The sequence below is a fragment of the Pseudomonas svalbardensis genome, assembly GCF_030053115.1.
GTDB lineage: Bacteria > Pseudomonadota > Gammaproteobacteria > Pseudomonadales > Pseudomonadaceae > Aquipseudomonas > Aquipseudomonas svalbardensis.
This window is the reverse complement of record NZ_CP125619.1, coordinates 5,476,750-5,493,646: the sequence shown is the minus strand read 5'-3', so window position 1 is coordinate 5,493,646 and position 16,897 is coordinate 5,476,750. Positions and strand designations below refer to the sequence as shown.

The following is a 16,897-nucleotide window of genomic DNA, read 5'->3' as shown; positions in this document are numbered from 1 at the left end:
AGTTCGCGCCCTCATTTTTATCCCCGATGTGTTGCTCGCCCACCATGACCAAACGTGAAGCTCCAATCTACAAGGTGATTTTCCTCAATCAGGGCCAGGTGTACGAAATGTATGCCAAGCAGATCTATCAAAGTGATCTGTGGGGCTTCCTGGAAGTGGAAGAGTTCGTCTTTGGCGAGCGCACGCAAGTGGTCGTCGATCCGAGCGAAGAGAAGCTCAAGGCTCAGTTCGAAGGCGTTGTGCGCAGCTTTGTGCCGATGCATTCGATCGTGCGGATCGACGAAGTCGAGCGCCTCGGTACGCCGAAAATCAGCGAAGCCCGCGGCGCGGTCGGCAATGTCATGCCGTTTCCGATGCCGATGCCTGAGAAGTAAGCTTTGGTACCGAGTTGTCCCCATTCGCGAGCAGGCTCGCTCCCACAGTAAATCTCGGGCGTGCACGAAATATTGTGTTCACAGAAGATTCAATGTGGGAGCGAGCCTGCTCGCGAAGGGGACAGTCAGAACAACGCAGAAATCAGGGAAGCGGCGAGAACGGCGTACGCCCATCGGCGCTTTGCAATTCCATCAGGTACTTGCGAAAGATTTGCCCCAGCACCTGGGTAGCCACTTCAAGTTCTTCGCGGGGCATTTTCTCGGCGACTTCGTCGGCGGTGTCCAATGCTTCTTCAGCGCCATTGACCGCAGCCATTTTCAGCACGATATAAGCCTGGACGTTATTGGCCGGTACGCCTTCGCCGTGGAAGAACATGTAGCCGAGTTTGAATTGCGCCTGGGCGTGGCCTTGCAGCGAGGCCTTTTCGAAGTAGCCCAGGGCTTTTTTGAGGTCGCGCGGCGTATTTTTGCCGTCGTAGTAGAACTCACCCAACTCGTATTGCGCTTGCGCATCCCCTTCATCCGACGCTTTCTGGCAGGCGGCAAGCGCCTGTGCCAGGTCTTGCGGCTGAGTATTGAGGGTGCAACGACCCATCGCTGGGATTAACAACGAGTTGCCGCCTGCTTGTGCGAGCGCGAGCAGGGGCTGAAGGAGCAACAGGCAGCCCAATGCAAGGGCGCGGCCGGTGCGGTTCATGGGAATCGACTTACCTCTGAAGGGCGCGCGGACCCGTCGAGGGATCCAATAAGCGCGCATTATGAAATAAGCAGGGCCAACCTTACAAAGTCTTTACTCGTTTTTCTGCTGCGCGGGGAATATATCGCCCACTTTGCTGGGGATTTTGAGCAGAAGCGTAGGAATAAGGGCGGGAATGCGGGTGAAAGCTGACGCTGGCAACCGCCAACGTCAGCGGCACAGCGTTATTTCAATGCAGCAAATGCACGTTCAGCGGCATCCAGCGTCAGTTTCAGCTCGGTTTCGCCGTGGGCGATCGAGGTGAAGCCGGCTTCGAAGGCGCTCGGCGCCAGGTACACGCCGCCTTCGAGCATCAGGTGGAAGAAGCGCCCGAACAGCGCGGCGTCGCTGGCCATCACGTCATCGAAGGTCACGATGTCGTCGGCGCCGCTGAAGTACAGACCGAACATGCCGCCGGCCTGTGTGGTCACGAACGGAATGCCCGCAGCATCGGCTCGTTGTTGCAGGCCATCGAGCAGGCGACTGGTGTAGTCAGTCAACTCTGCGTGGAAGCCCGGGCGGCTGATCAGGCGCAGGGTCGTCAGGCCGGCAGCCATTGCCAGCGGATTACCCGACAAGGTGCCCGCCTGATAGACCGGGCCCAGTGGCGCGATGTGCGACATGATTTCGCGCTTGCCGCCGAAACAGCCAACCGGCATGCCGCCACCGATGATTTTGCCGAAGGTGGTCAGGTCTGGCGTCACGCCGTAGTGAGCTTGTGCACCGCCGAGGGCGACACGGAAACCGGTCATCACTTCGTCGAAAATCAGTACCACGCCATGCTTGTCGCACAGGGTGCGCAGGCCTTCGAGGAAACCTGGCGCCGGCGGTACGCAGTTCATGTTGCCGGCCACGGGCTCGACGATGATGCACGCCACGTCCTGGCCGACTTCGGCGAGCATGGTTTCGACGGCGTCGATGTCGTTGAACGGCAGGGTCAGGGTGTGTTTGGCAAAGGCCGCCGGCACACCGGCTGAGCTCGGCACGCCTTGGGTCAGGGCGCCTGAACCGGCCTTGACCAGCAGGCTGTCGGAGTGTCCGTGGTAGCAGCCTTCGAACTTGATGATGCTGTCGCGGCCGGTGAAACCACGGGCCAGACGGATCGCACTCATGGTTGCTTCGGTGCCGGAGCTGACCATGCGCACCATTTCCATCGATGGCACGATCGAGCAGACCAGATCAGCCATCTGGGTTTCCATCTCGGTCGGCGCGCCGTAGGACAGTCCGTGCTCAAGCTGTTTGCGCACGGCGTCCAGCACGTCGGGGTGGCTGTGGCCGAGAATCATCGGCCCCCAGGAACCGACGTAATCCACATAACGCTTGTTGTCTTCGTCGGTGACGTAGGCGCCTTCCGCGTGCTTGAAGAACAACGGCGTGCCGCCAACGCTTTTGAATGCGCGAACAGGCGAGTTCACGCCACCGGGAATGTGTTTCTGAGCATTGGCAAACAGCGTTTCGGAACGAGACATGATCGGGCTCTCAAATCAGATTTTTAAGCTACTTAAATAGAAAGCAGGGCGTTGAATGCGCGGGCGCGGCGTGTCACTTCAGCCGTGCTCTCGGCGCCAAACAGGCCATGGATTACCGCCAATAGATCGACCCCGTGGGCCACCAGTGGCGCGGCGTTTTCCAGGGTGATGCCGCCAATCGCGCAGATCGGCAGGTGCAGTTTGCTGCGCGCCTGGTCGAGCAATTCGAGGCTGCAAGTCGGTGCGCCGGGTTTGGTGTTGGAGTTGAAGAAACGACCGAAAGCGACGTAACTGGCGCCTTCCTTGGCCGCTTGCTCGGCAAGTTCGAGTTGCGCGTGGCAGGTCGAGCCGATGATCGCCTGGCGACCGAGCAGTGCCCGAACCGGCATCAGCGGGCCGTCGGTCTGTCCCAGGTGCACGCCGACGTTCAGGCGTGCAGCGAGTTCGGCATCGTCGTTGATGATCAACTGGGTCTTGTAGCGTTCACACAGATCGCGCAGCGCTTCGGCCTCGCGCAGACGGCGGGCCTCGTCGCTGCTCTTGTCGCGGTATTGCAGCAGGGTGACGCCGCCTTCCAGCGCCGCCTCCACGTACGAAAGAAATTTACCTGCCAGTAGCTGGCTATCGGTAATGGCGTACAGGCCACGTAGCTTCATCGGGCAATCCTTTTTGCTTTACGCATGGACAGTTACGAACAGAAATCCAGCGGCAGGCGGCGCGGCACGAACTGGCCTTTGCCCAACTGCTCCGCATCACGCAGGGTGCGCCACGTGTAGTTAAGCGCGGTCTGCACGGCACTGGTGAGATTTTCACCGAGGGCCAGACGACCGGCCAGCGCACTGGCCAGCGTGCAACCGGAGCCGTGATAACTGCCGGGCAAGCGCTGGCAGGTGAGGGTTTCGCGGTGACCGTCGCGGCTGTACAGGCGATTGTGGATTTCGTGTTCATCGCCATGGCCGCCGGTGATCAGCAGGTGTTTGACGAATGGCAGGAGTTTTGCGGCGCACTCGTCCGCGGTGCCTTCGGGCAGTTCGGCGAGGATGCGGGCTTCGGGAAGGTTAGGGGTGGCGATGATCGACAGAGGCAGCAGGCGCTCGCGCATGGCGTATCCGACTTCGTCCTTGCCCAGGCGTCCACCGCCACCGGCGCGCAGCACCGGGTCGCAGACCACCGGTAAATGCGGGTGCGCCGACAGCAGTTCGACCACGGTGTCGACCATTTCCAGGGAGCCGAGCATGCCCAGTTTCACCGCCGCGACTTCGGAGTCGTTGAGCACGGCATTGGCCTGGGCCAACACCCACTCACGGTCGAGCACGCGGAAGTCAGTGACGTTGACCGTGTCTTGCACAGTCAGGGCGGTGACGGCCGGGGCCGCATGACAACCCTGAGCGAGCAGGGCTTCGATATCTGCCTGCAAGCCGGCGCCACCACTTGGGTCGTGGCCGGAGAGACAGAGGACAACGGGGCGAGAGCTGTAGATATTCATGGTGCGCGAGCTTACCACCAAACATCTTTTTTCGGGTGCTGCCCAATGAGTCATAACGCGGCCCGAGCCGAACGCAGGCTTCGCCAGCTGCTACAGGGAATAGGGCGTTGTCACAAACTGACCGGCGTAACAGCTCTAGCTCAATGCGTGGAGCTAGAACGCCCGTTCTAGAGCCTTTGTAGGAAAAATTTCAATAGTGTTCAATGGCCATCAACGGCTATGCTAGAGTGGATCCAAACCAATAACAGGTAATACCGGTTTTACGTCTACTCAAAAGGAATGAGGGGCTTCCTGAGATAACCGGACAGGCCACGCTGGGGCTTAAATGCGCTATTTGCTGATGTTGCTGTTGTGCTTGCCCCTCATGGCGAGTGCAGTCGAATTCGACGAATTCACTCAAAGCCTTCCCCTGGGCCGAACCTTGCAAGTGTTCGAAGACGCGGGCGGACAGGCGACCATCGCCGATGTCCGTGTACAAGTCGCGGCCGGAAACTTCAAGCCCCACGACAAAGCCACCCTCAACGCCGGTTACTCGCGTTCAGTGTTCTGGCTGAAAATCGACCTGCATTACCGCCCGAACAACCCCGCGGTGCAACGCACCTGGTTGCTGGAACTGGCCTATCCGCCCCTCGATCACATTGATCTCTATTTGCCCGATGCGGCCGGTGGCTATCAACTGGCACGTCAGACCGGCGATGCCTTGCCGTTCGACAGTCGCGAAATCCGCCAAAACAACTATTTGTTCGATCTGAACTTCACCCCTGATCAAGCGCAAACCCTATACCTGCGCCTGCAAAGTGAAGGGTCGATCCAGGCGCCGGTCACCCTATGGTCGAGCACTGCCTACCTGGAAGAGCAACCGTTCCGACTGTATGTGCTGGGGCTGATTTACGGCGTTTTGCTTGGAATGCTGGTGTACAACCTGTTCATCTATCTCAGCGTGCGCGATACCAGCTACCTCTATTACATCTTCTATATCGCCTCGTTCGGCTTGTATCAGTTGTCAGTGAACGGCGCGGCCGTGGAGTATTTCTGGCCGAACAGTCCCTGGTGGGCCAACGCCGCGACGCCGTTTTTCATCGGTTGCTCAGGCCTGTTCGGCAGCCAGTTCGCGCGCAGCTTCTTGCAGACGGCGACCCACAGTCGTTGGCTCGACCGCTTGCTGCTGGCGTTGATTGTGTTTAGCGCGGTGGTGGTCGGGTTGTCGTTGATGACCAGTTACGCCCTGGCCCTGCGCCTGGCGACGGCGCTGGCACTGACCTTCACCGTGGTGATTTTTGCCGCAGGGATTTTCGCCTGGCTACGTGGCCTGCGAGTGGCGCGTTATTTCATCATTGCCTGGTCGGCGTTTTTACTCGGCGGCATCGTCAACACCCTGATGGTGCTGGGTTACCTGCCAAACGTGTTCCTGACCATGTATTCCAGCCAGATTGGCTCGGCGATAGAGGTGGCACTGCTGTCCCTGGCGTTGGCCGATCGCATCAACGCCATGCGCGAGCATCAGGCGCAGACCCTGTTCGATGCCGGTCAAACGCTTGAAGTGCTGAACCAGCAACTGGCTCACAGTAACAAGCTCAAGGACGAATTCCTCGCCACCCTGACCCACGAACTGCGCACGCCCATGAACGGTGTGATCGGCTCGCTGGAGCTGATGCAGACCGTCGAGATGGACCCGGAGCTGGAGCAATATCAGCAAACGGCCGCTGGTTCCGCGCGAGACATGATGCGCATGGTCAACGGCATCCTCACCCTGACCGAGTTGCAGGCCGGCAAACTCAAGACCTATCCGGCCGTTTTCAGTTTGCGCGGCGTGGTCGAGGCCTTGCGCCTGCAGTTCGAGGGCAACGCGTTGAGCAAGTCGCTGGACTTCAAAGTCGAGGTCACGCCGGGGCTGCGGGATCGCTTGCACGGAGACAGCGCCAAGTTGGCGCAATGCCTGGAATGCCTGCTGGATAACGCGATCAAGTTCACTAGGATTGGCGGACTGGCGCTGCGGGTGACGGGTAACCCCGTGGCGCCCGACCGACTGGCCCTGTCCTTTGCGGTGATCGACACCGGCATCGGCTTCACCGATCTGGGGGAGGCGACCCTGTATCAGCGGTTCTTCCAGCTTGATGGCTCGATGACCCGTGAATACGGCGGTCTGGGCGTTGGCCTGGCGATCTGTCGGCAACTGGTCGAACTGCTCGGTGGAAAACTGACCCACCGCTCCGAGCCTGGTCGTGGCAGCCGCTTCCAGCTCGACGTCGAGTTCGAACTGCCCGTGGTGGAGCGGCCGTCAGTGCCCTTGATGACCCGGGAATTTCCTCGCCTGCGGCTGCCTCAGGACTGCACCGTCCTGCTGGTCGATGACAACAGCATCAATCAGTTGGTGATGCGCGGTATGTTGCTCAAGCTTGGGTTCCGGGTGCGCACCGTCGACAACGGGGCTGCCGCGCTCGATCACTTGCAGCGCGAAACCTTCGATGCGGTATTGCTCGATTGCCAGCTTCCATCTCTGGGTGGCGCGTCCCTCTGTTGCCAGATCCGTGCGTTGCCGGGCTGCACCGAACTGCCGGTATTCGTGATTGCCTTGAGCGTTGATCGGGAACGCTGCCCAACCGGTGCATTGATCGATTACCTGAACAAACCGGTGAAATTCGAGGACCTGCAGGCAGCGCTCTATCGCCGGGTGTTGTGTCCAAAGCAAGGCGAAAGCGCCGACAGTTAGGCAGATATGACACTTTTTTCGGCTGGGGTGCGGTGCTTAACTGAAGTCCCTTGGCTGACCAAAGGAGCCCCGTCATGAACCTGCATCAGTTCGCCGAAACCCACGAAGTCACCAACCAGCCACCGTCGCTGGACGGCGCCAACCTGTATCGCATCGACCTGCCGTTGCAGGAGTGGTCGCGGCGTTTCGGAGCCGGGTGGGCCGAGTCGCGGATCGACGCTTACGGCGCACTGGCCGGCGGGACGCTGATGGAAGCGGGGTTCCTGGCCAATCAGAACAAGCCGGTTTTTAGCAGTCATGACCGTTATGGCCATCGCATCGACCTGGTGGAATTTCACCCGGCCTATCACGAACTGATGCGCACGGCGATCGAGCACGGTTTGACGTCGTTGCCCTGGGCGCATCCGCAGTCCGGCGCCCACGTCGCCCGCGCCGCCATGACCTACCTGCACAGCCAGGCCGAAGCCGGTAGTGGTTGCCCGCTGACCATGACCTTCGCCAGCGTCCCGGCGATGCGCCTGCAAGCGGATCTGGCAGAGCAATGGCTGCCGAAAATCCTCTCTACCGAATACGACCCGCGCAACGTCGGCATGGCCCACAAGGCCGGGGTCACCATCGGCATGGCCATGACCGAGAAACAGGGCGGCACCGACGTGCGGGCCAACACCACCAAGGCTTTTCCGGTCGGCGCCAGTGGTCCCGGCCAAGCGTATGAACTGGTGGGCCACAAGTGGTTCTGTTCGGCACCGATGTGCGATGCCTTCCTGACCCTGGCCCAGACTGACAAGGGTTTGACCTGTTTCCTGCTGCCGCGCCATCGCCCGGACGACACGCGCAATCAGTTCTACATACAGCGCCTGAAGAACAAACTCGGCAATTGCTCCAACGCTTCCAGCGAAGTGGAGTTCCGTGGTGCGCTGGCGTGGATGGTCGGCGAGGAGGGGCGCGGCGTTCCGACCATCATCGAAATGGTCGCCATGACCCGCTTCGATTGCATGGTCGGTTCCAGTTCGCTGATGCGCCAGGCCCTGACCCAGGCTAGCCACCACTGCGCTCACCGCAGCGTCGGCGGCAAATTGCTCAGCGAGCAACCCTTGATGCAGAACGTACTGGCCGACCTGGCCCTGGAAAGCGAAGCCGCCCTGGCCTTGAGCCTGCGCATGGGCCAGGCGCTGGATCATCTGGATGACGAGCATGAAGCCAAATTCGCTCGGCTGGTCACAGCGGTGGGCAAGTACTGGATCTGCAAACGCGCGCCCGGGATGATCAACGAGGCTGCCGAATGCATGGGCGGCGCTGGTTATGTCGAAGACAGCATCCTGCCGCGGTTGTACCGTGAGGCACCGGTCAATTCGACGTGGGAAGGTTCCGGCAACGTGCAATGCCTTGATGTGTTGCGAGCGTTGTCGAAGGAGCCGGGTGTGCTAGACGTACTGTTCAGCGAATTGGGCGATGGTCATGGCGACAAACGCCTGGCCGCACACATCAGCCAATTGAAGGCGGCCTTCAAGGACACCAGCGACATTCAATACCGGGCCCGTCAGCTCACCGAAGACATTGCCTTGGGCCTTCAGGCCAAGCTGTTGCTGGAGGCCGGCAACTGCGCCGTCAGTGATGCCTTCATCGCCAGCCGCCTCGGTTCGGCCGGTCGGGTGTATGGCGCGTTGCCACGTGGGCTGGATGTGGAAGCGATTGTCGCCCGGTCGACCCCACAGGGCTTCTGATCGCGCTGACTTGCAGGCAAGATGAAGGCCTGCAAGTCAGAACACAGGATGCTGATCGTGACCGAAGCTTTTATTGTCGTTCAAACCGCCGAGCAAGCCGTGGACCGGCTTGCGCTCTTGCACAATCGTGCAACCACCGCGCTGAACCAGGCGCTCAAGCGTTACCTCAAGGATCGTGTCGAGCCGGACGCCGAACAGCGTGCGATGTTTCGTTATCCCGAGCTGCGTCTGACCTACCTTTGCCAGGGCGAAGTCCCACAGACCACGCGCGCCTATGCCAAGGTTCAATTGCCGGGGACCTACAGCGTCACCGTCACCCATCCAGCGGCGTTCCGTAAGTACCTGCTGGAACAGCTGGTGCCGTTGATGCACGACTTCACCGTGACGGTGGAAGTCGGTATCAGCCAGCAAAACATTCCTTATCCGTACGTGGTTGAGCAGGGCGATGAACTGGCCGGCTCCGGCGTCACCGCAGCGACGCTGGCGCGGGTGTTCCCGAGTACCGACCTGTCGGCCGCGACCGATGGCATCGCCGACGGTTTGTACGATTGGGAAAACACCGACCCGCTGCCGTTGGCCTTGTTCGACGCCGCCCGGGTGGATTTCTCCCTGCGCCGTCTGGTGCATTACACCGGCAGCGACTGGCGTCATGTGCAGCCATGGATTCTGCTGACCAACTATCACCGTTATGTCGACCAGTTCATCGTCCATGGCCTGGAACAGTTGCGCAGCGATCCGCGTTTCGTGCGCATGGTCTTGCCGGGCAATGTGATCATCGAAAAGAGCATGGACCACGGCGAAGCCTCGGCGATTGCCGCCGGTGTGGTTTGGCACCGCTATCAGATGCCGGCCTATCACCTGATCGCCACCGACGGCCATGGCGTGACCCTGGTCAACATCGGCGTCGGCCCGTCCAACGCCAAGAACATCACTGACCACCTAGCGGTGCTGCGTCCGCATTGCTGGCTGATGATCGGCCACTGTGGCGGTTTGCGTCAGTCGCAGACGATTGGCGATTACGTGCTGGCGCATGCTTACATGCGCCGCGACGGGATTCTCGATCGGGTCGTGCCGCCGAATATTCCGATTCCGGCCCTGGCCGAAGTGCAAATGGCGTTGCAGCAAGCGGCGGCCAACATTACCGGTGAGAAGGGCGACGAGCTGAAAAAACGTCTGCGCACCGGCACCGTACTGACCTACGACGACCGTAACTGGGAATTGCGCTGGGCTCAGGAGCGTCCGCTGATCAACCTGTCTCGCGCCGTGGCGGTGGACATGGAAAGCGGCACTATCGCGGCGCAAGGTTATCGCTTGCGGGTTCCGTACGGCACGTTGCTCTGTGTTTCGGACAAACCGTTGCACAGCGAAATCAAGCTGCCAGGTTCGGCCAACGCCTTCTATGAGCGTGCGGTCAGCCAGCACTTGAAGATCGGTATCGAGGCGGTGGATCTGTTGCGTACTGAACTCAACTCGCTGCACTCGCGCAAACTGCGCAGCTTCGACGAGCCGCCGTTCCGCTGATTGTTCTCATGGTCATTTTGCGGTCAGGGCACTAGCATTAGCAGCCCTGACCGTTAGATGTTCCTTTTCCCATGTCCCGTCCTCAACGTCCCGTTTCCCGCCGCCCTGGCGTGAAACCTGTGCCATCGTCCTCAGCCCCGCGCCGTGTTGCCAAAGCGCCGCCGGCCGAGCCGAAGCTGATTCTGTTCAACAAACCGTTCGATGTGCTGACGCAATTCAGCGACGGCGAAGGGCGGGCGACGCTCAAGGATTTCATCGAGATTCCCGGGATTTACCCGGCAGGACGACTGGACCGCGACAGTGAAGGTTTGCTGCTGCTGACCAATGATGGCCAGCTTCAGGCGCGGATCGCCGACCCGAAACACAAACTGGCGAAGACCTATTGGGTGCAGGTGGAAGGCGAGCCGAGTGCCGAGCAATTGCAGCGTTTGCGCGATGGCGTCGAGCTGAATGACGGTATGACCTTGCCAGCCGAGGCGCGACAGTTGGAAGAGCCCGAGCTGTGGCCACGCAATCCGCCGGTGCGGTTTCGCAAAAGCGTGCCGACCAGCTGGCTGGAGCTGGTGATTCGCGAAGGTCGTAACCGTCAGGTGCGGCGCATGACCGCAGCGGTCGGCTTGCCGACGTTGCGTCTGGTGCGGGTCAGAATTGGCGACTGGACCATAGAAGGACTTGATCAGGGCCAGTGGAAGGAAGTGCCGGCACGTTTATAACGAGCCGGATTCGATCAGGCCGATCACCACGCTTTTGATCACGAACGCGGCGACGCCCAGGCCGAGTACGGAAAACAGAATGAACGAGCCAAAGCGCCCGGCCTTGGACTTCTTCGCCAGGTCCCAAACGATGAAACCCATGAAAATGATCAGAATGCTGACCAGTCCGGTCATCATCCACTCTTCGAATACTGCAGGATCCATCGAACATCTCCAGCGCGGGCGGGGCTAAAAGGCGCTGGAGTATACGACATGGGGAATTGGCGGGGCATTGACCTGCGGCACCATGCCGCAGTCATTCGTCGTCTGTGTCGGCCCCATCGGCGGGCGTTCCGACGATGACGTCCTCAGCCACGCAGATGAGTCAGCGGCAACTCGGTACTGTTGAGCACCTGATTAAGCACAAAACTCGACCGCACACTCGTCACCCCTTCAATCCGAGTGAGGTGTCCCAGCAGCAATTTTTGATAATGGTCCATGTCCGGCACGACGACCTTGAGCTGATAGTCGGCATCCATCCCGGTCACCAAACTGCACTCCAGCACCTGCGGCAACGTACGAATCGCCGCTTCGAAGTTCTCGAACCGCTCCGGTGTATGGCGGTCCATGCCGATCAACACGTAAGCCGTAAGGCTCAGGCCGAGCATCTTGCGGTCCAGCAGGGCCACCTGACGGGAGATGTAACCGTCGTCTTCCAGCTGCTTGACCCGTCGTGAGCATGGCGATGGGGACAGGCCGATGCGTTCGGCCAGTTCCTGATTGGAGATGCGCGCGTCGCGCTGCAATTCCGCCAAAATGCTCAGGTCGTATCGGTCGAGTTTGCTCATCAATCAGGCCTTTGTCATAACTATTGCGGTGGATTATCTATCCAGGGTTAAAAATTGCGCAAGTGATGTTTATTTGAGCAATCTTCGCAATCCTCTGCCGGCGCCGCGAGCCTATTCTTATCACCAGAATCACTGCTCGGACAAACAGTCCAGTGCGGCTCGCCCAATCAGGCCAGCTGCGGTCGCCACCCCCACCGGGGATGAGCCGGCCCCCGAGCTACACACTGTCCAGAAGACGGCGTGAGGTGAGCCGACGTCATAAGCGTCGAGCACGGACGAAGTTCTCTAAAGGGAGGCCGACGGGTCTCCCTTTTCTTTTGCCCGGAATTTGACGACGGCGCTCAATAAATAGGTTACGCGACTGATAACCTGTTGCAGAACCGGCCGGTGCTTTCCCAGTCTTACGTACAGGCCCTAACCCGCAGTGAGGAAAAGCATGAAGTCGCGCATCTGGCGTTTGGCCGGTGTTGGTTTGCTGTGTGTAAGTGTCACTGCGCAATCGCTGGCCGATGAGCCGCAAAACCGTGGCCCTGATAGCGGGCAACGCGGCTCGGATGGCCATCAGGGAAACAATCAGGGCCAAGACGGCAGTAACCAGCCCCGGCCGCAGCACGATTACAACAATCCGGTTCGACCACCTCCACCACCGCCGCAGCTACCGGCCAACGACCTGCCGATTCAGGGCCGGCCCGACACCGTGCGCCAGACCCAGCAGCCGCAGCGTGGTTACTACCAGGACGTGCCGCGGCGCTACGATAACAGCCAGCACTGGCAGAACAACGGTCCGCGTCCCGATGACCATCGCTGGGCCGGTCGCCCGGATGGGCATGGCAATGGCTGGGGACCTGGCCCGCAGTACCGTCCCGGTCATGTGATCGACCGCTTCCCGGACCGTGATTACCGAGTGCCGTATCGCGGTCAGGATTACTTCTACTCCGGCGGCTACTGGTATCGCCCGCTCGGCCCGCGTTATGTTGTGGTGCAGCCGCCACGCGGGATTCGCGTCAGCTACTTGCCTGATTACGCGCGTGAAGTGTGGATCGGCGGTGCGCTGCTGTTCCTGGCGGCCGGCTCTTATTACGCCTATCAGGAAAGCACTCAGGATTACGTCGTGGTCGAGCCGCCCGTACAACCGCAGCCGCAACCGGTCAGCAATGGTTATGACGTGGTGGCGTATCCGGCCAACGGTCAGTCGCCAGAGCAGGTCAACCAGGACGGTTACGAGTGCTATCAATACGCGGTGCAGCAGAGTGGCTTCGATCCGCGAACGGCCACCTACCAGCCAGCCCCGTCGGTGGTGCAAGCCTACCGTCAGGCCCAGGGCAACTGCCTGAGCAGTCGCGGCTATCAGGTTTCTTTCTGAGTCCTGCCAGCCAGTACCACTTCCTGCGGGTCGGCGTGCACCAGTACTTCGGCTCGCGGGTAGGCGGCATGAATGGCATCGGCGGCTTGGTCGCTGATGCCGTGAGCGACTGACAGGGTCAAATCCCCCGGCAATTCCAGGTGCAACTGCACGAACCACTGGTTGCCGGAAACCCGCGTACGCAGGTCGTGCGCCCCCAATACTCCCGGTACGCTGCAGGCCAGTTCGAGCATGTGCTGGCTGACGTCCGACGGCAGTTCCTCATCCATCAGCACGGTAAAACTTTCGCGGCCGATCTGAATCGCGCTCCAGAGAATGTAGACGGCGATCGCCAATCCAAACCAAGGGTCGACCTGATGCCAGCCAAACCCGGCCAGCACCAGCGCCACCAGAATGCTGCCGTTGAGCAACATGTCCGAGCGGTAATGCAGAGAGTCGGCGCGCACCGCATTGGAGCCGGTTGCCTTGACGACCCGATGTTGCAACATCAGCAGGGCCAGCGTCAGCACCAGGGAAAACACGATCACACCGATACTGATCCATGGCGCCCCCACCGGTTCCGGGTGTTTCAGTCGATCGATCGCCTGCAAGGCAATCAGCACCGCACTGCCACCAATGAACAACGCCTGAGCCATGCCCGCCAGCGACTCGGCCTTGCCGTGCCCGTACCGATGATCATCGTCGGCCGGGCGCAAGGCGTAATGCACCGCGAGCAGGTTGAGCAGCGACGTGACGCCGTCGAGGGCTGAGTCGGTCAGCCCGGCGAGCATGCTCACCGAACCGCTCAACCACCAGGCGATGGCTTTGGCGACGATCAGCGTACACGCCACCGCCACCGAGGCACGGGTCGCCAGCCGCAGCAGACGGGCATGTTCGGAGCTGGAGATCATAGGTGCTGTCGTTCCTTCTTATGCACGGGTTACGCGGCAGGTTGCAGGCCGAACATGGCCAGTTGCTGGGCGCTGCCCTTGTGCTGGATCAGACGCGGGTCATCCAGCGGGAAGCTGCGGCCCAGTTCGGTTTCGAGAATAGTCTGCAGCTTGTGGTTATCGACCTTGCCGTCGGCGCCGATGGCTTCCTTGAGTTTTTCCGGGGCCACCTGTGCGGTCTCGCCGGGCGCGTAGTAAATCGCGCCAGTGGCGAAGTCCACGGCAAACGCGATCAGGCCGGGAATGATGTAGAACAGCAGGCCCACGGCATCGAGCGCGGCGATGGCCGGGTCGATCTTGCCGTCGATCTGACCGCGACGGTCAGGGTAGAAAATCGATCCGCAAGCGGTCACCTGGGTCAGCAACGTCGCGACCAATACACCGCCAATCAAGCGAAAGGGAACACGCATATGAAATCTCCTGGGTAATTTCAAAACGAAAGGACGCCTGTATGAATTAGGACCGTCATTAACGCCGAGCAGTTCGCCGTTATACTCGCCGCTCTGTTTTGGAGCCAGCATGATTTCTTTGCCGATTGATGAAGTTTTACCCGCCCTGCGTGAAGCCTTGGCTACACGCCACGAAGCCGTGCTCGAAGCACCGCCCGGTGCCGGTAAAACCACCCGCGTGCCGCTGGCCTTGCTCAACGAGCCCTGGTTGGCCGGGCAGACCCTTCTCATGCTCGAACCGCGCCGCTTGGCCGCTCGGGCAGCAGCGGAACGTCTGGCCAGTGAGCTGGGCGAGAAGGTCGGCGAAACCGTCGGCTATCGCATTCGTCTCGACAGCAAAGTAGGCCCCAAAACCCGTATCGAAGTGGTCACCGAAGGGATTCTGACCCGACGCTTGCAGGACGACCCGGCGCTCGAAGGCGTGGGTTTGCTGATCTTCGACGAATTCCACGAGCGCAGTCTCGATGCCGATCTGGCGCTGGCCTTGAGCCTGAATGGCCGCGAGCTGTTTCGTGACGATCAACCGCTGAAAATCCTGCTGATGTCGGCCACGCTGGAAGGCGAACGCCTGGCCGGGTTGCTCGATGACGCGCCGATCCTGCGCAGCGAAGGCCGCATGTACCCGGTGGCGATGCGCTGGGGCCGACCGTTTCAACCGGGTGAATTCATCGAGCCGCGTCTGGTGCAGACCATTCTCGAAGCCTTGAATGATGAAACCGGCAGCGTGCTGGTGTTCCTGCCGGGGCAAGCGGAAATCCGTCGGGTGCATCAGCAACTCGCCGATGCACTGGGCGATAGCACACAGGTTTTGCTCTGCCCGTTGCACGGTGAACTGGACCTCGCCGCCCAACGCGCCGCAATCGATCCGGCCCCCGCCGGCAAACGCAAAGTGGTGCTGGCGACCAACATCGCCGAGACCAGCCTGACCATCGACGGCGTGCGCGTGGTGATCGATGCCGGGTTGGCGCGAGTGCCGCGTTTCGATCCGGGCAGTGGCATGGCCCGCCTCGATACTCAGCGTATTTCCAAAGCCAGCGCGACTCAGCGCGCCGGCCGGGCAGGGCGGTTGGAACCGGGCGTGTGTTATCGCTTGTGGTCGCAAGATCAGCATGAACAACTGGCGGCCTACGCCAGCGCGGAAATTCTCTCGGCGGATCTTGCCGGATTAGCGTTGCAGCTTGGTCGCTGGGGCGTGACACCGGAGCAATTGGTGTGGCTCGACGTACCGCCCGCGGCCGCTTATGCACAGGCTCAGGACTTGCTTGATCGCCTGGGCGCATTGGACGGCGAAGCGCTGACCCGACACGGTCAGGCGATGGCCGAACTGCCGGCCCATCCGCGCATCGCACATTTGCTGTTGCGCGGTCAGGCGCTCGGTTTGGCCGACATGGCCTGCGATGTCGCGGCCTTGCTCGGCGAGCGAGATATTTTGCGCGGTGCCGGGGCTGATTTGCACAGTCGGTTGGTGCTGTTGTCCGGCGAAGAACGTGCTGCTCGCGGCGCTCAGGGTGGCGTGCAACGTGCTCGGCAACTGGCGCGGCAGTATCGCGGTTATCTGCGGAACAAGGCGTCGGAACCGGTCAGCGATCCGGATCATCCGCGCTGGCTCGGCGCGCTGTTGGCGTTGGCCTATCCCGACCGCGTTGCCCAACAGCGACGGGCCGGTGGCGCGGAGTATCGCCTGGCTAACGGTCGCGCAGCGCTGTTCGCCGAAGCCGACAGTTTGATGAAGCAACCGTGGCTGGTGATCGCCGATCTCGGCAGTCGTCAGGGCCAGCGTGAAGAGCGCATTTATCTGGCGGCGGATTTCGATCCGGCGCTGTTCGATTCAGTGCTGGCCGAACAGGTGCGCTGCGTCGATCAACTGGATTGGGACGAGCGCGAAGGCGTGTTGCGCGCCGAGCGGCAGCGCAAGGTTGGCGAATTGATCCTCAGCCGCGAGCCGTTGACCGGACTCGATGAGACCGCCCGCAGTCAGGCGTTGGTGAATCTGGTGCGGCGCAAAGGTCTGGAGCTGTTGCCGTGGACTCCGGAGCTGCGTCAGTGGCAGGCGCGGGTTGCGTTGTTGCGGCAGCTGGATCTCGGCAGTAAGGAGCAGAGCGAATGGCCAGATGTCAGCGACGCTGCTTTGCTCAAAAGCCTCGAACATTGGCTGATGCCGTATCTGGGCAAAGTCTCGCGCCTTAGTCACTTCGCCAATCTGGACCTGTCGAGCATCGTCCATAACCTGTTGCCGTGGCCGCTGCCGCAACGGCTCGATGAGCTGGCGCCGCATCATTTGAGCGTGCCGTCGGGATCATCGATTCGTCTGGACTACAGCGAGCAGCCGCCGATTCTGGCGGTGCGGTTGCAGGAGTTGTTCGGTCTGGCGGAAACCCCGCGGATTGCCGGTGGCCGGCAGGTGGTCAAACTGCATTTGCTGTCCCCGGCGCGACGGCCAGTGCAGGTGACCCAGGACCTGGCGAACTTCTGGCGCAGCACGTATGCCGAGGTGAAGAAAGATTTGAAGGGGCGGTATCCGAAGCACTACTGGCCGGATGATCCGCTGGTGGCCGAGGCGACCGCTCGAATCAAACCTCGTAAAAGCTGAAGATGT

General features: G+C 60.9%; 15 protein-coding genes. 7 read left to right on the top strand and 8 right to left on the bottom strand.

Annotation, left to right across the window (positions count from 1 at the left end; translation table 11 throughout):
• The first annotated feature begins 44 nt into the window (after nucleotides 1-44).
• Nucleotides 45-374 (top strand): DUF1820 family protein, encoded by a 330-nt coding sequence (locus tag QFX16_RS25395; RefSeq protein ID WP_007894425.1) that lies wholly within the window; start codon nucleotides 45-47, stop codon nucleotides 372-374.
• Between the two features lie 142 nt (nucleotides 375-516).
• Here the strand turns inward: QFX16_RS25395 and QFX16_RS25390 are convergent, their stop codons facing one another.
• From QFX16_RS25390 to QFX16_RS25375, 4 genes are all read right to left on the bottom strand, one after another.
• The gene (locus QFX16_RS25390; protein WP_283181789.1) at nucleotides 517-1,071 is read right to left on the bottom strand and encodes a tetratricopeptide repeat protein; all 555 of its coding nucleotides are present in this window, start codon (nucleotides 1,069-1,071) and stop codon (nucleotides 517-519) included.
• Between the two features lie 224 nt (nucleotides 1,072-1,295).
• The gene (hemL, locus tag QFX16_RS25385; protein WP_134422446.1) at nucleotides 1,296-2,579 is read right to left on the bottom strand and encodes a glutamate-1-semialdehyde 2,1-aminomutase; all 1,284 of its coding nucleotides are present in this window, start codon (nucleotides 2,577-2,579) and stop codon (nucleotides 1,296-1,298) included.
• Nucleotides 2,580-2,611: 32 nt separating this feature from the next.
• Nucleotides 2,612-3,235 (bottom strand): thiamine phosphate synthase, encoded by a 624-nt coding sequence (gene thiE / locus QFX16_RS25380; protein WP_283181788.1) that lies wholly within the window; start codon nucleotides 3,233-3,235, stop codon nucleotides 2,612-2,614.
• Nucleotides 3,236-3,267: 32 nt separating this feature from the next.
• Entirely contained in the window at nucleotides 3,268-4,065 is a 798-nt protein-coding gene (locus QFX16_RS25375) for a hydroxymethylpyrimidine/phosphomethylpyrimidine kinase (protein WP_283181787.1), read from the bottom strand.
• Nucleotides 4,066-4,390: 325 nt separating this feature from the next.
• On the opposite strand from QFX16_RS25375, the gene QFX16_RS25370 reads away from it, so the two are divergent.
• The 4 genes from QFX16_RS25370 (at nucleotide 4,391) to QFX16_RS25355 (ending at nucleotide 10,733) form a co-directional block, all read left to right on the top strand.
• A complete protein-coding gene (locus QFX16_RS25370) occupies nucleotides 4,391-6,775 on the top strand; it encodes a hybrid sensor histidine kinase/response regulator (protein ID WP_283181786.1) in 2,385 nt (794 codons plus the stop codon).
• A gap of 74 nt (nucleotides 6,776-6,849) precedes the next feature.
• The gene (locus QFX16_RS25365; RefSeq protein ID WP_283181785.1) at nucleotides 6,850-8,499 is read left to right on the top strand and encodes an acyl-CoA dehydrogenase family protein; all 1,650 of its coding nucleotides are present in this window, start codon (nucleotides 6,850-6,852) and stop codon (nucleotides 8,497-8,499) included.
• Between the two features lie 21 nt (nucleotides 8,500-8,520).
• Nucleotides 8,521-10,020: an AMP nucleosidase gene (amn, locus tag QFX16_RS25360; RefSeq protein ID WP_178082705.1), complete on the top strand. Its 1,500-nt coding sequence runs from the start codon at nucleotides 8,521-8,523 to the stop codon at nucleotides 10,018-10,020.
• A 71-nt stretch (nucleotides 10,021-10,091) separates the two neighbouring features.
• Nucleotides 10,092-10,733, top strand: a complete 642-nt coding sequence (locus QFX16_RS25355) for a pseudouridine synthase (protein ID WP_283181784.1) — start codon at nucleotides 10,092-10,094, stop codon at nucleotides 10,731-10,733.
• Here the strand turns inward: QFX16_RS25355 and QFX16_RS25350 are convergent.
• Both QFX16_RS25350 and QFX16_RS25345 read right to left on the bottom strand, forming a co-directional pair.
• A complete protein-coding gene (locus tag QFX16_RS25350) occupies nucleotides 10,728-10,937 on the bottom strand; it encodes a DUF2788 domain-containing protein (protein ID WP_283181783.1) in 210 nt (69 codons plus the stop codon). The two genes, QFX16_RS25355 and QFX16_RS25350, sit on opposite strands and share 6 nt — an antisense overlap.
• 143 nt (nucleotides 10,938-11,080) lie before the next feature.
• Entirely contained in the window at nucleotides 11,081-11,560 is a 480-nt protein-coding gene (locus QFX16_RS25345; protein ID WP_054052470.1) for an Lrp/AsnC family transcriptional regulator, read from the bottom strand.
• Between the two features lie 436 nt (nucleotides 11,561-11,996).
• On the opposite strand from QFX16_RS25345, the gene QFX16_RS25340 reads away from it, so the two are divergent.
• Entirely contained in the window at nucleotides 11,997-12,923 is a 927-nt protein-coding gene (locus tag QFX16_RS25340; protein WP_283181782.1) for a DUF6515 family protein, read from the top strand.
• Here QFX16_RS25340 and QFX16_RS25335 read toward each other — a convergent pair.
• Nucleotides 12,908-13,813: a cation diffusion facilitator family transporter gene (locus tag QFX16_RS25335; RefSeq protein ID WP_283181781.1), complete on the bottom strand. Its 906-nt coding sequence runs from the start codon at nucleotides 13,811-13,813 to the stop codon at nucleotides 12,908-12,910. The two genes, QFX16_RS25340 and QFX16_RS25335, sit on opposite strands and share 16 nt — an antisense overlap.
• A gap of 29 nt (nucleotides 13,814-13,842) precedes the next feature.
• Complete coding sequence (gene pmcY / locus QFX16_RS25330; protein WP_008152885.1) at nucleotides 13,843-14,262, bottom strand: periplasmic Zn2+ metallochaperone PmcY; 420 nt, start codon at nucleotides 14,260-14,262, stop codon at nucleotides 13,843-13,845.
• 109 nt (nucleotides 14,263-14,371) lie between these two features.
• Between pmcY and hrpB the strand changes: the two genes are divergently transcribed.
• Entirely contained in the window at nucleotides 14,372-16,891 is a 2,520-nt protein-coding gene (gene hrpB / locus QFX16_RS25325) for an ATP-dependent helicase HrpB (RefSeq protein ID WP_283181780.1), read from the top strand.
• Nucleotides 16,892-16,897 lie beyond the last annotated feature (6 nt).

Coding starts and splice junctions, on each gene's coding strand:
- QFX16_RS25395 (WP_007894425.1), top strand. CDS start 45: ATGACCAAACGTGAAGCTCCAATCTACAAGGTGATTTTCCTCAATCAG.
- QFX16_RS25390 (WP_283181789.1), bottom strand. CDS start 1,071: ATGAACCGCACCGGCCGCGCCCTTGCATTGGGCTGCCTGTTGCTCCTT.
- hemL (WP_134422446.1), bottom strand. CDS start 2,579: ATGTCTCGTTCCGAAACGCTGTTTGCCAATGCTCAGAAACACATTCCC.
- thiE (WP_283181788.1), bottom strand. CDS start 3,235: ATGAAGCTACGTGGCCTGTACGCCATTACCGATAGCCAGCTACTGGCA.
- QFX16_RS25375 (WP_283181787.1), bottom strand. CDS start 4,065: ATGAATATCTACAGCTCTCGCCCCGTTGTCCTCTGTCTCTCCGGCCAC.
- QFX16_RS25370 (WP_283181786.1), top strand. CDS start 4,391: ATGCGCTATTTGCTGATGTTGCTGTTGTGCTTGCCCCTCATGGCGAGT.
- QFX16_RS25365 (WP_283181785.1), top strand. CDS start 6,850: ATGAACCTGCATCAGTTCGCCGAAACCCACGAAGTCACCAACCAGCCA.
- amn (WP_178082705.1), top strand. CDS start 8,521: ATGAAGGCCTGCAAGTCAGAACACAGGATGCTGATCGTGACCGAAGCT.
- QFX16_RS25355 (WP_283181784.1), top strand. CDS start 10,092: ATGTCCCGTCCTCAACGTCCCGTTTCCCGCCGCCCTGGCGTGAAACCT.
- QFX16_RS25350 (WP_283181783.1), bottom strand. CDS start 10,937: ATGGATCCTGCAGTATTCGAAGAGTGGATGATGACCGGACTGGTCAGC.
- QFX16_RS25345 (WP_054052470.1), bottom strand. CDS start 11,560: ATGAGCAAACTCGACCGATACGACCTGAGCATTTTGGCGGAATTGCAG.
- QFX16_RS25340 (WP_283181782.1), top strand. CDS start 11,997: ATGAAGTCGCGCATCTGGCGTTTGGCCGGTGTTGGTTTGCTGTGTGTA.
- QFX16_RS25335 (WP_283181781.1), bottom strand. CDS start 13,813: ATGATCTCCAGCTCCGAACATGCCCGTCTGCTGCGGCTGGCGACCCGT.
- pmcY (WP_008152885.1), bottom strand. CDS start 14,262: ATGCGTGTTCCCTTTCGCTTGATTGGCGGTGTATTGGTCGCGACGTTG.
- hrpB (WP_283181780.1), top strand. CDS start 14,372: ATGATTTCTTTGCCGATTGATGAAGTTTTACCCGCCCTGCGTGAAGCC.